Source organism: Sphingomonas canaveralia, from assembly GCF_047238125.1.
Lineage (GTDB): Bacteria > Pseudomonadota > Alphaproteobacteria > Sphingomonadales > Sphingomonadaceae > JBDFMH01.
On record NZ_JBDFMH010000001.1, the window covers coordinates 59,830 to 74,831 of the forward strand.

Genomic DNA, 15,002 nt, shown 5'->3' on the forward strand with positions numbered 1-15,002 from the left:
GAGCCGCTGCCTTATTTCGCGACGATCACCGATCCCGCGAAATCCGGCAGCGGCACGCAGGTCGCCCGTGTCGCCTGCACGAAGCTGTCGACGGCGCTCTTCACGCCGAGATAGCGCTGATTGTTATAGTCGTGCACGAAGATGTATCCGCCCGGGTTCAGACGTTCATAGAACCAGTTCAGCCCGGCCAGCGTGGGCTCGTAAAGATCGACGTCAAGGCTGACGAACGCGAAGCGCTGGTCGATCCCCTCGGCGGTTTCGGGGAAATAACCCTGGCAGATCTCGATCCGGTCCGGATTGGGCATCTTGCCCATCACCAGCGACACGCTCGTATTCGCGAAATCGCCGACCGCAGCCGAGGATAGGCCCTGGCCGGCCTCCGTCCCCAGATCCTTTTCCGAAAAGCCGGAGAAAGTATCGAAGAGAAACAGCGGGCGATCGGGGAACAGCGTGTTGAGCAGCTTGGCCTGATCGCCCTGATAGACGCCCAGCTCTGCGATCGCACCGGGAATGCCATGATCATTGATCTGGCGCGCCGCCAGGCGGAAGGCCTGGTCGCGCACGAAATCGCGCTGGGGTGCTTCGATCGATTCGTCGCTCGCCACCGGATCGAGGTACATGGTCGCCAACCCGATCGGCGGCAGCGACAGCCCAAGCGCGTCCGTCAGGATCGCGACATCGCGGTTGGCGGCGGCATGCAGCTTGCCGCTGAAGCTGGGATAGAAAGCGACGATCTTCGCTTCGGGCACGCCCTTTTCGATCAATCCCGCCGTGATCGCGTCGACCGCCCGCGCAGCGATCACCACATAATCGATGTCGAGCTTCGGCAGGTCTCCGGGCGACAACACCTGGTGGCCCGCGACCGTCGTTCCATGCCTGGAAGCATCATTATCCATCAGGCCGACGATCTCGACGGTGTCGGGCACCATGCTGAGAAAATCCAGGGCGGCGCTTCCGGTACCGAAAACGATGACACGCTTCAAAGTAAACTCCTGCAGCTTGCGAACGCGAAGCGTCGCGGCGGCCTTCTGCCATGCTGTGCGGTGCACATGCAAATATCGGCGGCACCGGCGTTATCCAGCGATTGGTCACGGCGTGGAACGTCGCCTGGCTATCGCGCGGGAAAGGACATGCTCCTCGCAATCAAGCCGCCTGCGGGCCATAACTTGGTTGCGGGCATCAGGCCTGGCTGGCGAGATGAGGCGCGGGATGCTCGATGCGTTGATCGATGCGGCGGTGGCGGGCGGGGCCGAAATCCTGCCGATCTATGCCGGGCTGGAGCCGGGGGAGGTTCGCGCAAAGCAGGATGGATCCCCCGTGACACTGGCCGACGAGCGCGCCGAGGCAGTGATCGTGGCGGCGCTTGCGCGGGTGGCGCCCGAGATCCCCGTCATCGCCGAAGAGGCGGTGGCAGCGGGGCATGCGCCGCCGACGGGGCCACGCTTCTTCCTGGTCGACCCACTCGACGGGACGCGCGAGTTCGTGAACGGCAGCGGCGATTTCACCGTCAACATCGCGCTGATCGAGGATGGGCGCGCGGTGATGGGGGTGGTCTATGCGCCGGCCACCGGAGCGATCTATGCCGGTGCGGCCGGTCAGGGCGCGCGCCAAGCGCGGGTTGTGGAAGGCGTGGTGGGCGCCTGGCGGCCGCTGGTGCTGGACGAGGCCAGCGACGAGGCGATCGCGGTCATCGCATCGCGATCGCACCTGTCGCCAGAGACCGAGGCCTATATCCGCCGCTTCCCGGTGCGCGACTTCGTATCGGCGGGATCATCGCTCAAATTTTGCAAGGTCGCGGCGGGCGAGGCCGATCTTTATCCCCGTCTCAGCCGCACGATGGAATGGGATACTGCGGCTGGTGATGCGATCCTGAGCGCGGCCGGCGGGCGGGTCTGCACGCTCGATGGCGCGGCGCTGCGCTACGGCAAGCGCGACCAGGCCGACGACAGCGACTTCGCGAACCCATGGTTCGTGGCGACCGGCCGCTTCGATCCGTTCGCGGAAAGGGACCGGGAGCCGGACTGACGTGCCATGCGGGGCTGCGCTTCAGTCTACGGGCAGGAAGGGGGCGCGCACTGCGCCTTGAACCCAGCACTGACAGCAAAGTTTGTTAAGGCTTTCGTATCAATTTGGTACGGTCGTCTCGATTGAAAAAGACCTCAGCGCTTGCTCCGTCCCGCAATCGGGCTAGCCTTGTTCCGAGGTTATTGGGGAACGAGTCGATGAAATTCAAAGCTTTGCTGGCGATCACGGCGACGTCGCTCTTCATTTCAGCCGGGGCAAACGCCGCAAACCTGATCAGCGCCGACGTGACGGGTCCGAGCGGCACAATCTGGACCACGCGCGACACCGGAAACTATACGCTGTTCGTTCAGACTCCTGGTCTGGGTGACTTCCTGAACCCGAATGACGAAGCGCTGAACGTCACGCCGACCGAGGGCGCCAATCGCTTCCTGCTGGCCGGCGAGGGCTTCCGCCCGGGCGAGACCGCTAACTCCGATGCCATCTACACGGTGACACTCGGGTTCGCCGACGGCGCAACAATCTCGGGGACATACACGCCAGCCCTCAATAATTTCATCGGCGGCACGACCGCGACGGTGGGCAATACCACCTACGCGCTCACCAAATTCTCGTTCACGCGTACGCTCGGGGATTCGGTGAGCCCGAACGTTGCCTTTCCAGGTGGCAATAGCCACGATTATTCGGGTAACTTCACCTTCGACGTGACGACCGCGGCTGTGCCGGAGCCGGCTGCCTGGGCGCTCATGATCGGCGGCTTCGGTATCGTCGGCGGCGCTATGCGTCGTCGCGTGACCCGCATGACCTACGCCTGATCTCGCCCGTTCGGTCGCCTGCAGCGGCAACCGTTGCAGGCGGCTCACGCCGGGTGAGGGGGGACTTGATCCACAAGCTGGCGCTTTAGCCGGCGATGACGCTTGCTTCGGCCATGGCTGGTGCAAGGCGCGAGCGCAGCACCGCCCACTTTAGACCAATTGGTCCTGACCGCGGATGCGCGGACCAAGAACGAGCCTGATCACGCCCTCCGAACCCTGACCTCCCGCTACACTGCATCGGATAATCGTTGGAGGTGCCCGATGACGATGGAGCGGCTGTTGCCTCAGGATCACCTTCCAAGTGAGGAAGTGGGATGACGCGAGAGGTTGCGCAGCGCGCAATGCGAGCGGCCGCAGAAATTGAAAGTCCAATCCGCTGCCACCGAACTAGGGGTTTCGTGCGAGACACGACCGATGGTTTTGGACGCCGCATCAAAAGAATGACGCGACCCGCTAAGCTGCGCTCGCTGTCTCGTCGTCTCGGCGAAAGATAGCCGGCTTGCGTAACGCTAACATGAAAATGCCAGCAACGAGCCGAAGCGCCGCCTAGCGGCGCAAGCGGCTTTTGAGCATTGGAACTTGGTGGACGCACTAGGGCTCGAACCTAGGACCCGCTGATTAAGAGTCAGCTGCTCTACCAACTGAGCTATGCGTCCACATCGTTGTCGGAAGAAGGCTTCCCCCGTCAGGCGAGGCGCGCCGTTAGCATGGGGTCGGGCGGGCTGCAACACCTGTGACGCGGTTTTTAGCGGCGCGCACGATGCGCGCGATCGAGCGCCATCAGCATGCCGAAACACAGCATCACCGTCATCATCGCCGATCCGCCGAACGAGACCAGCGGCAGCGGGATGCCGACCACCGGGGCCAGGCCCATCACCATCATCAGGTTGATCGCGACATAGAGGAAGATCGTCATCGAGAGACCGGCCGCCGCCAGCCGGGCAAAGCGGGTGCGGCCCCGCAACCCCACGTTCAGCCCCCAGCGCACGACCAGCAGGAAGCCCAGGATCAGCGCGACCCCCCCGAGCAGGCCCCATTCCTCGGCCATGGTGGCGAACACGAAATCGGTGTGGCCTTCGGGCAGGTAATCGAGATGGCTCTGGGTGCCATCGAGGAAGCCCTTGCCGAAGATGCCGCCCGATCCGATCGCGATCTTCGACTGGCTGATATGATAGCCGGTGCCGAGCGGATCGCTTTCGGGATCGAGGAAGATCAGCACCCGGTTGCGCTGATATTCGTGCATCATCGAGAAGACGACCGGCATCGCCGCGCCCATCAGCAGCGCGCCGCCGGCGAACAGCCGAAGCGGGATGCCGGCCAGGAACATGATCGTGGCGCCGCCTGTCGCAATCATCAGCGCGGTGCCCAGATCGGGCTGGAGCATGACGAGCGCGAACGGCAGCCCGATCAGCACAGCGGCCGGCCAGATCGCGCTGAACCGGCGGATTTCGCCTGCGGGTAGCTGATCGTAGAAGCGGGCAAGCGCCAGCACGATCACCGGTTTCATGAGTTCGGACGGCTGCAGCCGGATGATGCCAAGATCGAGCCAGCGCTGGCTGCCGCCGCCGACGAAGCCGAAGATTTCCACCAGGAACAGCAGCAGCAGGATCACGACATAGGTGGGCAGCGCGATCGCCTTCAGCTGATCCTCGCGCACGCGGCTGATCGCGATCGCCACGCCGATGAAGAAGGCGAAGCGGATGGCGTGGGAAAAGGCCCAGGGGCGGATGTTTCCGCCGGCCGCAGAATAGAGGACGACCAGCCCGAACCCGCCGATCGCGGCGACCAGCAGGATGATCCGCCAGGGCAGCTGCGCCAGCGGCGCGGGGACCATCGAATCCCGCATCATTCGCGCTCCAGCGCAGCGCCGGGGCCGGCGCTGGCGGCGATCGGGGCGGGCGGCGGCGCAGCCTGGGCCGATCGATAGGCCGCGGCCTTGCTGGCCATACGGGTCGCGATGTCGCCGCCCCAGCCGTCTTCCAGTTCCTCGAGCGTCTTCATCGCGCGGGCAGGATCATAGAGCCAGGTGATGCAATCACGCGCGATCGGCCCGGCGACGCCGGATCCGGCGATGCCATGTTCGATCACGACCGCGACCGCATATCGCGGGTCCACTACCGGCGCGAAGGCGACGAACAGCGCATGGTCGCGATATTTCCAGGGCACGCCTTCGCCGCCGAACTTGCCGCCGCGCGCGCGTTCGGCGCGGGTGATGCGGCGGACCTGGGCGGTGCCGCTCTTGCCCGCCATCTCGATACCGGGCAGCAGCAGCCGCGCGCGGCCCGCCGTACCGCCGCCGTTGACGACCGCGCCCATCGCAGCGCGCACCCGATCCAGACTTTCGGCCGGAACGGGAAGCGGTGCCGCGGCGGGTGCGCGGCCGGGGATAAGGCTTGGCACCAGCATCCGCCCGCTGGCGATCCGCGCAGTCATGACCGCCAGCTGGAGAGGATTGGCGAGCATGTAGCCTTGGCCGATCGTGGCGTTCAGCGTATCGGCGACCGTCCAGTCCGACTTGTATTTCCGCTGCTTCCAGGCGGTATCCGGCACGGTGCCGTAACGCTGCGAAGCGACCGGGATCGGATATTCCGCGCCCAGCCCGCACATCCGCGCGGACGCGGCGATGCGATCGATGCCGATCGTGCGGCTCATCGCGTAGAAATAGATGTCGCAGCTCTGTGCGATCGCGGAGTGCATGTTGACGAAACCGTGGCCGCCGCGCTTGTGGCAATGGAACAGGCCCGATCCCAACCGGTAGCTGCCTGTGCAGCGGACCCCCTGGCTCGGGTCGATCCCGGCTTCCAGCAGCGCGAGCGCCACCATCGGCTTCACCGTCGACCCCGGCGGATACAGGCCCTGCAGCGTCTTGTTCAGCAGCGGCAGATGATCGTCGGCGGACAGCATTCCCCATTCGGCATGGCTGATGCCGTCCGAAAAGCTGTTGGGGTCATAGGCCGGCATCGATGCCATCGTGAGGAGCTGGCCCTTGTCGAGATCCATCACGACGACCGAGCCCGAATGATCGCCCAGCCGGCGGGCGGCATAGGTCTGCAGCCCGGCGTCGATCGTCAGCCTCAGCGTGCGGCCGGGGACATCGGGCTGGGTGGCGAGCTCGCGCACCAGCTTGCCGCGGGCGGTAACTTCGTTGCGGCGTGCGCCGGGCTTGCCGCGCAGCAAAGGCTCGGCAACCTTCTCAAGCCCCTCCTTGCCGATCTTGAAGCCCGGCGTGATCAACAGCGGGTTCTTCTCCGCCTCATAATCCTTGGCGGAAGCGGCCCCGACATAGCCGGCCAGATGGCCGACCGCGGCGCCATCCGGATAGAAGCGGGAATAGCCCTGCTGCGGCACGACGCCGGGCAATTCGAGCTGGCGGAGCGAGACCGCGGCATAGCGTTCGTACGGGATATTCTCGGCCACGGGCACGGGCTGAAAGCCGGCGGCTTTCTCCAAATCCTCGCGGATCCGATCCATCTCCTCCGGCGGCAGCATCAACAGGCGTTGCAGCGCGGCCAGCACGCGCGGAGCATCGTGCAGCTGATCCTTGATCAGATCGACGCGGAAATCGGTGCGGTTGATCGCCATCGGCTTGCCGGTGCGATCGACGATCCAGCCGCGGCGTGGCGGGATCAGCTGCAGCTGGACCCGATTGTCTTCCGCCATCAACTGATAGCGTTCGTTCTGCGCGATCGAGAGCCAGGCCATGCGCCCGGCCAGCAGCGCGGCGATGCCGGCCTGCGCGCCGCCCAGCACCATCGCCCGCCGGGTGAAGCTGAACGCCTGCATATGTTCGGTCACGATGCGCGGCCGGCGCGCAAGCCACTTCATGCCAACCGCCACCTGTCGAGCGAGGCGGCGAAGCGCGCGGCGAACGGGAAGCACAGGATCGTCATCGCGATCAGCGGCAGCATGGTCGGCACCATATCGAGGGCGAGGCCGGCCGCGAACAGCTGGCCCGTCATCACCACCATAAGCGCGACCGCCGCGATCGACCAGTCCAGCCAATAATCCCGCCACGGCAATCGGTTGTCGATCCGGTCGACGGCGAGGAACACCGCCGTCCACAGCGCCATGCCGGATCCCAGCGGCTGACCGGTCAGCAGATCATCGGCCAGCCCCAGCGGCAGCCCCGCCCAGGCCGGCCAGAGTTCCGGCCGCAGGAGCCGCCAGGCAAGCATCATCAGCAGGCCGAACGGCGGCAGCGCAGGCGCGGACGCGATCACCGGCAGCGCGCCCAGTGCGGATCCCGCCAGCGTCGATGCGATCGGCACCACGCGCACCCGCGCCGGGCGGATCACGACCGGCTGATAGGGGCGGGCGGGGCGGCTCATGGCGCTGGCGCGGCGGGCGGGGGTGCGGCGGTGCCGGGTGCGGCGATCGGTCGCACGGCATCGGGCGCATAGACCCCTTGCACGAGAACGAGATCGACGCGTGCGGGATCGGCAAGCGGCCAGGCAATCGCGCCGTCATTGTCGGTCGCGGTCACGATCGCGACCGGGATGCCGGGTGGATAGAGGCCGCCGGTGCCCGAGGTGATCGCCAGGTCGCCGCGCCTGAACGGGTTCTCGCCGGCGATCAGCGGCCGCAGCCGCAGCCGACCGTCTCCAGTCCCCAGCGCCAGTGCGGGCAGGCCGCCGCGCGCCAGCACGACCGGCACCGTGCTGCCGCCATCGCTGATCATCAGCACGCGCGACGAGCCCCGCCCGGTTTCGAAGATGCGGCCGATCAGCCCTTCGGGCGCGCGCACCGGCTGGCCCGGGCGCACGCCCTGATTGAAGCCGGCGGCCAGCGTCGCCAGGCGGCGGCTGCCACTGGTGGTGGAGCCCACGATGCGAGTGGTCACCACCGTCTGGGGCGTGCGTTCCACCAACCGCAGCAGCGCGCGCAGCCGGCGATTCTCGGCGCGGATCGCGCGCGCCTCGACCAGCTTGCGCCGCGCGATGTCATTCTCGCGGCGGAGGCGCCCGTTCTGGCGGCCGGCATCGACATAGGCGACGATACCGTCGTCGAGCGATGCGACCCAGTTGACCGCGCTGCGGCCGGCCCCGGTGACCGGTGCGGTGATATCGAGCGTGGTGCCGCGCAGGATCGCGAAGCCCTGCGGATCGAGCCGCGCGATCGCGACCAGCGCCAGGCCGATCACGATGCCCGACACCGCGATCACATAGCCGGCGAACAGCGCATATTGGGCGCGGCGCGAATAGCCGGGACTGCGGTGACGGGGCGGCGCCATCGCCGCTCTCCTTCGCTCAGGCGGTCTGCAGGACGCCGCGGAAGATGGGGTCCTCCAGCGCGCGGCCGGTGCCCAGGGCAACGCAGGTCAGCGGATCCTCCGCTACCGTAACCGGCAGGCCGGTCTCCTCGCGCAGCACCTTGTCGATACCCTGCAGCAGCGCGCCACCGCCGGTCAGCACGATGCCCTGGTCGACGATATCGGCGGCCAGTTCCGGCGCGGTATTCTCCAGCGCGATCCGCACGCCTTCGACGATCGCGGACACCGGCTCGCTCAGCGCCTCGGCGATCTGCGCCTGGGTAATCGAGATCTCCTTGGGCACGCCGTTGACCAGATCGCGGCCCTTGATGTGGATGGTCTGACCCTTGCCGTCTTCCGGCATGTGCGCGATGCCGACTTCCTGCTTGATGCGTTCGGCCGTGGCTTCGCCGATCAGCAGGTTGTGGTTGCGGCGGACATAGGATCCGATCGCCTCGTCCATCTTGTCACCGCCGACGCGCACCGACGTGGTGTAGGCCAGCCCGCGCAGCGAAAGCACCGCGACTTCGGTGGTGCCGCCGCCGATATCGACCACCATCGAGCCGACCGGTTCGGTGACCGGCATGCCCGCGCCGATCGCCGCCGCCATCGGCTCCTCGATCAGCCAGACCTGGCTCGCGCCGGCGTTGGAAGCGGCATCGCGGATCGCGCGGCGCTCGACCTTGGTCGATCCGGAGGGGACGCAGATCACGATTTCCGGCCAGCGCGGGAAGCGGCGCTGGCCATGCACCTTGGTGATGAAATGCTTGATCATCTGTTCGGCGACATCAATGTCGGCGATCACCCCATCGCGCAGCGGCCGGATCGCTTCGATCGTGCCCGGGGTCTTGCCCAGCATCAGCTTGGCGTCCTCGCCGACCGCACGGACCTTCTTCTGGCCGTCGATCGTCTCGATCGCGACCACCGACGGCTCGTTGAGGACGATGCCGCGCCCGCGCACATAGACGACCGTGTTCGCGGTGCCGAGATCGATCGCCATGTCGTGCGACATGAATTTGAACCAACGTGTGAACGCCATGTGCTCGTCTGTCCCGCCCATCGACAATTGATGCGCCGCGCGCCCCCCCGCCGGAACGGTGTGATTCTGTCGGATGTTACGGCGGGTCGCGGAAGCCCGCCGCTTGGGCTAGGGATTGCTGCATGTCAATACGACGGCTCCCCGAGCATCTGATCAATCGAATCGCGGCCGGCGAGGTCGTCGAGCGTCCCGCGGCGGCGCTGAAGGAACTGGTCGAGAACGCCATCGACGCTGGTGCCACGCGCATCGCTATCGCCTTGATCGAAGGCGGAATTTCGAAGATCGAGGTGATCGACGACGGGCGCGGCATGACCCCGGCCGAGATGGCGCTGGCACTGGAGCGGCATGCGACATCCAAGCTGCCGGACGATGCGATCGAGGCGGTGACGACGCTGGGTTTCCGCGGCGAGGCCTTGCCCTCCATCGCAAGCGTGGCACGGCTGACCGTCGAAAGCCGTGTGCGGGGCGCGGATGGCTGGCGACGGGTGATCGATCATGGCGCGTTGGCGGAAGAAGGGCCGGCCGCGCTGCCACCCGGTACCCGCATGGTGGTGGACGGGCTGTTCGACCGGGTGCCCGCGCGCCGCAAGTTCCTGCGCTCGGCGCGATCCGAATATGCCGCCTGCGTCGATACGGTGCGGCGGCTGGCGATGGCGCGGCCCGACATCGGCTTCACGCTGGAGCATGACGGGCGGCGCAGTATCGCGGTGACGCCGCAGGACAGCCGGCCGGCGCGGGTGGCGGCGCTGACCGATCGCGAGCTGATCGCCAACAGCGTGCCGCTGGATCATGTTCGCGGTACGGTGACGCTGGGCGGGGTCGCGGGCCTGCCGACCTTCAACCGCGGCGTGGCCGATCATCAATATCTGTTCGTCAACGGCCGCCCGGTGAAGGACCGGCTGCTGATCGGCGCGGTGCGCGGCGCATATCAGGATCTGCTGGCGCGCGACCGGCACCCGGTCGTCGCGCTGTTCATCGATCTGCCGGGGGACGAAGTCGACGTGAACGTGCACCCGGCGAAGACCGAGGTGCGGTTCCGCGATCCGGGGATGATCCGCGGGCTGATCGTTGGCGGGCTGCGCGCCGCGCTTGATTCGGCGGGGCATCGCAGCGTGCAGCGACCGTCCGCCGCCGCGCTCGGCAGCTGGCATGTCGAGCCGCTGGCCCCGGCCTGGGCGCCGCCGACGCGGGGCGCGGCGCAAGGGTCGGTCTGGGATGCGCGGCCGGATTATCTGCCCGAACCGGCGGGGCGGGCCGAGCCGGCGGTGACGCAGCCGCCGGCCGCGGCCTCGCACCCGCTGGGCATCGCGCGCGGGCAGGTGGCGAACACCTATATCGTAGCCGAGGCGGCGGACGGGCTGGTGCTGGTCGATCAGCATGCCGCGCACGAACGGCTGGTGCTGGAGCGGATGCGCGCCGGCATGGCGCACGGCGGCGTGCCGGCGCAGGCGCTGCTGCTGCCGCAGGTGGTGGAGCTGGACGAGCCCGCCTGCGACAGGCTCGAGGCGCGGATCGACGAGCTCGCCGCGCTCGGACTGGCGCTGGAGCGGTTCGGCCCGAAGGCGATGCTGGTGCGCGCGACCCCCGCGGCGCTGGGCGGCGGCGACCCGACCGGCCTTATCACCGATCTTGCCGACGAGCTGGCAGCCTATGACGAGGCGCTATCGCTGAAGGAACGGCTCGATCATGTCGCAGCGACCATGGCCTGCCACGGCTCGGTCCGCGCGGGGCGAACGTTGTCCGTGATCGAGATGAACGCGCTGCTCCGCGAGATGGAGGCGACGCCGCATTCGGGCCAGTGCAACCATGGCCGGCCGACCTGGGTGAAGCTGGCGCTGGGGGATGTGGAGAAGCTGTTCGGGCGGAAGTAGATCAACGATCCTCACTCTCTTTATGCTCGAATGATGTCCGCCACATATGATGCGAAGGCGACTGCGACCCGCACCAAGCCAATTACGACGGCGAGAACAAGGACCGCCCAAGCTGGCCATGGGCTTGCGATAGGCAACAGCAAAGGTCCTAGATTTGCCAGTCCCGAAATCGTGAATCTCATTGCCGCGTCCCTCCTTGGTCCAAAGGAGATAGGGCGAAGAGGGCATGGTCTAATAGTTGGCCGCGTTCGGCAGTGAACCGATCACGTGTAGCAAACATGATGCAGTCACATCGATGCCCCAGCGGTCCAGGACACGTAGTTTTCCGATTTTTGCGGTAAGGCTGCGCATCAGTTCGCTATCGGCGCGCGCAGCCCATCGCGTTACCGCCATCAGGCCGGACACTGATCCGACCTGAATTCTGTCCTTCACGACGACTACAGGTTAGAGCAGCGTCAACTGCCGCCCCTGCGGTGGTGTGAAGAGGTCGCTCCTCACCACGATCCGTTCCCGGTTCAAGCCGTACCGCTTGCAGGCTTTCACGAAACGCTGGCGAATGAGGTCGGCCCAGGGGCCGGTGCCTTTCATGCGGGTGAAGAAGTTCGAATCATTCTCGCGGCCGTCGCGGATCGAGCGGACGATCGACATCACCTTTTCGGCGCGGTCGGGGTGGTGGGCATCGAGCCAGGCCTTGAACAGCGGGGCCACTTCCCACGGCAGGCGGACCGGCAGGAAGAAGGCGGCGCGGGCGCCGGCGTCCGCAGCCGCTTCAAGAATATGCTCGATCTCATGATCGGTGACGGCAGGGATCACCGGCGCGATCGAGACATAGGTGGGGATGCCGGCGGCGGACAGCGCGCGCACAGCAGCGAGGCGCTTGGCAGGGTGCGGCGCGCGCGGCTCCAGCGTGCGAGCAGTGGCAGGATCGAGCGAAGTGATCGACAGCGCGACCGCGGCGATGCCCTTGGCCGCCATCGGTGCGAGGATGTCGATGTCGCGGACGACCCGATCCGATTTGGTGGTGATCGTCAGCGGATGATCATGGCGGGCGAGCACCTCCAGGCACTGGCGGGTCAGGCCGAAACGGCCTTCGATCGGCTGATAGGGATCGGTGTTGGTGCCGAACGCGATCGGCTGGCAGCGATAGGACGGCTTGGCGAGTTCGGCTTCCAGCAGGGCGGCGGCATCGGGCTTCACGAACAGCCGCGATTCGAAGTCGAGCCCCGGCGACAGATCGTGGAAGGCATGCGTCGGTCGTGCGAAGCAGTAGACGCAGCCATGCTCGCAACCGCGATAGGGATTGATCGAGCGATCGAACGGCACGTCCGGCGAATTGTTGCGCGCGATGATCGTGCGGGCGCGCTCGATCGTGACGGTGGTTCGCAGCGGCGGCGGGCCACCGTCGAGGTCCTCGATCGCATCGAGCCAGTCACCATCGGCCTCGCGAGCGGGCAGGTTGAAGCGATCGCTGGCGGCGTTCAGCGTCGCGCCGCGGCCGGGAAGCGGGGGCAGGGACATATCGGCACTTTAAGCGACGAATGAGAACAATACAAGAACGCCGCAATGACGCCAGAGCGATCCGTTCCGGGACGGTCGATCCGCAGCTCATCAAAATTCAGCAACCTTTTGGCGCGTTTTCTGTTACGGTTTTCGGACGAGTATTTTTACGGGGGCTTTCCACATGGCAGGTGACGGTCGCGCGATCACCGAACAGAGGCACGGCGAGCATCTGCTGACAGGCCTCGTCGTCGCAGCCCTTATCGGCGGGCTTTCGGTGACGGATGCCCGGGCGATCCTGGAGCCCGGCGCCGAGCTGGATCCGTCCGCTGCCGCCGCCATCACCGAAGAATTCGCGGCTCAGGGCCCAGTCGAACTGCGTGTCGGCGGGCTTGGCGGCCCGCTGAGGCCGACGCGGGTCGGCCGCCCCGGCGGACGGCCGATCCGCGGACTGCCCGGGGTACCGGCTGCGCCATTGGGCGCCGAACCGGGCGGGTTGGTCCCGGGCGATGGCCTGCCCGACGCAGGCCTGGTGCCGGACGGCCCCGCCCCGACCGATTTCGCCTCGCTGACGCCGACGCCGTCGACCCCGGGGATCCCCGGAGTACCGGCGCTCCCTGGCATTCCCGGCGGCACTACGCCGCCGCCGGTGGACGAAGTCTTCCCGGTCGACCCGGCGCCCGCAGTGCCCGAGCCTGCGACCTGGGCGATGCTGATGATCGGCTTCCTGAGTGCCGGCTTCATGCTGCGTCGGCGGAAGACTCTGGTCACCGCAAGATAAGGCGATCGTCTGCGGCTGATTATGAAGCCGTCGCTATCGCCGACTTCGCCTAGCTTGAGAGTTGGTTCGGTTCGCCGTCAGCCGACTATTTCGCATGCCGCGCCGGCGGGAGAACGCCGGGTGAGGAAAGCGGCTGCTCAAAAGGGTCTTGCGCCGATCGTCGTCATCTGTCGGCGATGGCCGGGAGCTAGACTGGCTCGACAGCGGATCAAGAATAGTTGCGCTTGGTACTCTTGCGCTGTCGGCCGGCGCGATCAGCGTAGGGTGAGGCGGTCGCCTTCGATCGTCAGTGAACTCAACCGGGACAGCATGTTCTGGCCCATCAGCGAAACCGGCACCGCTGCCTGATCGCTGGCGACGACCGCGCGCACGGATTGTTCGGTGCGATCGCCAATCCCGACATGGCCCAGCATCGCCCAGTGCATCGGCGCGGAGCCACCAGCTGTGCGCAGGCGGGCGGCGCGGCGGCGATGGTCGGGCTCGGCCGCGACGCGCTTGGCATCGCGCGGGCTTAGCACGATGTGCGTGGCGCCGGTATCGACCAGGAAGCGGACCGGACGGTGGTTCACCATGGCATCGACATAGAACATGCCATCGGCCGCGCGATTGTAGACGGTCGCATCCCCGCTGGCGGAAGCGGAGCCGGGCGCGGCCAGCTGGGTGAGCGCCGTCAGCGCGGTCGGGCCGGCGACTGCATCATCCGCGAGCGGACCAAACGCCAGCGCGAGGCTGCCGGCCAGCGTGGCGATCGTGCCGATGATCGGCATGAGCAGGAGATCCGCGTCCATGAGCGGACAATGGCAAAGAGCTTGAAACTATCGCTTTCCGAACGCGGTTGACGCGCCGTTCATCATGTCGTGGCGGTCGGCAGCGTCTCGCGGCGCAGTTTGCGCACCCGTCGGGTCTGGAACAGGCCGACCAGCCAGCAGAGCAGCCCGGCAAGCGCGAACTGCACCGCTCCGATGAAGTAGGGCAGGCGATAGGGCATGCTTGACTGGTAGAGCACATAGTGCGGGCGCGTGACCGGATAGCCGAGCTCGCGATAGAGGCGCGCGATCGTGCCCGGCAGGCCGTTGCGGACCAGGATGCCGGTGCGGCTGACCGACGGATCGCCGAACACGCCGCGTTCCCGCTCGACCGGATCGACCTCGACGAAGAAGCGCACGGTGGCATCGTTGCCCGATCCGGCGCGGACCGCGGCATAGCGTGTCTCGCGCTTGCCGATCAGGTAGTTCTGGATGAACACCGACGTCCGCGCCTCGGCGGCGCCGCCTGTGAGCCGGGCGGGGCCCTGCCGGAGCTCACCGGCTGGGACAGTAGCGACCGAGATCTGCTGCGGCGTACCCGAGGCACTGGGCAGGAACAGCGTGTAGAGCGCGCTGGCGATCGCGGCGAGCGTGAACAGCAGGCCGCAGACGTTGAGCAGCGTCAGATAGCGTTTGGCGGTGACTGGCGGCTGATCAGCATCGATCAGTTCCACCTTCTGGCGACGCTCGCGCTGGCGCTGGACCAGCAGAACGATCAGGATCGGAAGGAACATGATCAGTGCGAGCAGCAGCATCGTCAGCGCCGGCTTGTAGAAGCCGAACAGTGCGATCTGCCATTCGGTGGCCCAGGCGAAGACGCCGCGATAGCGGCGCGATTCCCACAGGAAGAATAGCGCGGACACCACGAGCCACAGAAGCGCCAGTCGCTTGATCGGCTTTACCGGCATTTCGTGTCGCCCCCG

The 15,002-nt window shown here is 66.8% G+C and carries 14 protein-coding genes and 1 tRNA gene; 4 read left to right on the forward strand and 11 right to left on the reverse strand.

Annotated features, from left to right (window positions below; translation table 11 throughout):
- Positions 1 to 11: 11 nt before the first annotated feature.
- Positions 12 to 983: a TylF/MycF/NovP-related O-methyltransferase gene (locus ABC347_RS00280; protein WP_413243794.1), complete on the reverse strand. Its 972-nt coding sequence runs from the start codon at positions 981 to 983 to the stop codon at positions 12 to 14.
- A 226-nt stretch (positions 984 to 1,209) separates the two neighbouring features.
- Between ABC347_RS00280 and cysQ the strand changes: the two genes are divergently transcribed.
- Together cysQ and ABC347_RS00290 are read left to right on the forward strand one after the other, a co-directional pair.
- Complete coding sequence (gene cysQ / locus ABC347_RS00285; RefSeq protein ID WP_413243795.1) at positions 1,210 to 2,025, forward strand: 3'(2'),5'-bisphosphate nucleotidase CysQ; 816 nt, start codon at positions 1,210 to 1,212, stop codon at positions 2,023 to 2,025.
- A 212-nt stretch (positions 2,026 to 2,237) separates the two neighbouring features.
- Positions 2,238 to 2,837, forward strand: a complete 600-nt coding sequence (locus ABC347_RS00290; protein ID WP_413243796.1) for a PEPxxWA-CTERM sorting domain-containing protein — start codon at positions 2,238 to 2,240, stop codon at positions 2,835 to 2,837.
- A 580-nt stretch (positions 2,838 to 3,417) separates the two neighbouring features.
- On the opposite strand, the gene ABC347_RS00295 is transcribed toward ABC347_RS00290, so the two are convergent.
- The 6 genes from ABC347_RS00295 to ABC347_RS00320 all read right to left on the reverse strand — a co-directional run bounded on the left by ABC347_RS00295 (position 3,418) and on the right by ABC347_RS00320 (position 9,124).
- A tRNA-Lys gene (locus ABC347_RS00295) sits at positions 3,418 to 3,493 on the reverse strand.
- Between the two features lie 89 nt (positions 3,494 to 3,582).
- Positions 3,583 to 4,686: a rod shape-determining protein RodA gene (gene rodA, locus ABC347_RS00300; protein WP_413243797.1), complete on the reverse strand. Its 1,104-nt coding sequence runs from the start codon at positions 4,684 to 4,686 to the stop codon at positions 3,583 to 3,585.
- Positions 4,683 to 6,662: a penicillin-binding protein 2 gene (gene mrdA, locus ABC347_RS00305; protein WP_413243798.1), complete on the reverse strand. Its 1,980-nt coding sequence runs from the start codon at positions 6,660 to 6,662 to the stop codon at positions 4,683 to 4,685. The genes rodA and mrdA overlap by 4 nt, the downstream gene beginning before the upstream one ends.
- Positions 6,659 to 7,165 (reverse strand): rod shape-determining protein MreD, encoded by a 507-nt coding sequence (locus ABC347_RS00310; RefSeq protein ID WP_413243799.1) that lies wholly within the window; start codon positions 7,163 to 7,165, stop codon positions 6,659 to 6,661. Before ABC347_RS00310 ends, mrdA begins: the two co-directional genes overlap by 4 nt.
- Positions 7,162 to 8,067 (reverse strand): rod shape-determining protein MreC, encoded by a 906-nt coding sequence (gene mreC / locus ABC347_RS00315; protein ID WP_413243800.1) that lies wholly within the window; start codon positions 8,065 to 8,067, stop codon positions 7,162 to 7,164. The genes ABC347_RS00310 and mreC overlap by 4 nt, the downstream gene beginning before the upstream one ends.
- Before the next feature lie 16 nt (positions 8,068 to 8,083).
- Positions 8,084 to 9,124: a rod shape-determining protein gene (locus ABC347_RS00320; protein WP_413243801.1), complete on the reverse strand. Its 1,041-nt coding sequence runs from the start codon at positions 9,122 to 9,124 to the stop codon at positions 8,084 to 8,086.
- A 122-nt stretch (positions 9,125 to 9,246) separates the two neighbouring features.
- On the opposite strand from ABC347_RS00320, the gene mutL reads away from it, so the two are divergent.
- Entirely contained in the window at positions 9,247 to 10,995 is a 1,749-nt protein-coding gene (mutL, locus tag ABC347_RS00325) for a DNA mismatch repair endonuclease MutL (protein ID WP_413243802.1), read from the forward strand.
- 231 nt (positions 10,996 to 11,226) lie between these two features.
- Here mutL and ABC347_RS00330 read toward each other — a convergent pair whose 3' ends face one another.
- Complete coding sequence (locus tag ABC347_RS00330) at positions 11,227 to 11,427, reverse strand: hypothetical protein (protein WP_413243803.1); 201 nt, start codon at positions 11,425 to 11,427, stop codon at positions 11,227 to 11,229.
- Between the two features lie 12 nt (positions 11,428 to 11,439).
- Positions 11,440 to 12,513, reverse strand: coding sequence for a PA0069 family radical SAM protein (locus tag ABC347_RS00335; RefSeq protein WP_413243804.1), 1,074 nt, complete (start codon positions 12,511 to 12,513; stop codon positions 11,440 to 11,442).
- 163 nt (positions 12,514 to 12,676) lie between these two features.
- On the opposite strand from ABC347_RS00335, the gene ABC347_RS00340 reads away from it, so the two are divergent.
- Entirely contained in the window at positions 12,677 to 13,273 is a 597-nt protein-coding gene (locus ABC347_RS00340; RefSeq protein WP_413243805.1) for a PEPxxWA-CTERM sorting domain-containing protein, read from the forward strand.
- Positions 13,274 to 13,527: 254 nt separating this feature from the next.
- Here ABC347_RS00340 and ABC347_RS00345 read toward each other — a convergent pair whose 3' ends face one another.
- Positions 13,528 to 14,061 (reverse strand): retropepsin-like aspartic protease family protein, encoded by a 534-nt coding sequence (locus ABC347_RS00345; RefSeq protein WP_413243806.1) that lies wholly within the window; start codon positions 14,059 to 14,061, stop codon positions 13,528 to 13,530.
- Positions 14,062 to 14,123: 62 nt separating this feature from the next.
- Complete coding sequence (locus ABC347_RS00350; RefSeq protein WP_413243807.1) at positions 14,124 to 14,987, reverse strand: hypothetical protein; 864 nt, start codon at positions 14,985 to 14,987, stop codon at positions 14,124 to 14,126.
- Positions 14,988 to 15,002 lie beyond the last annotated feature (15 nt).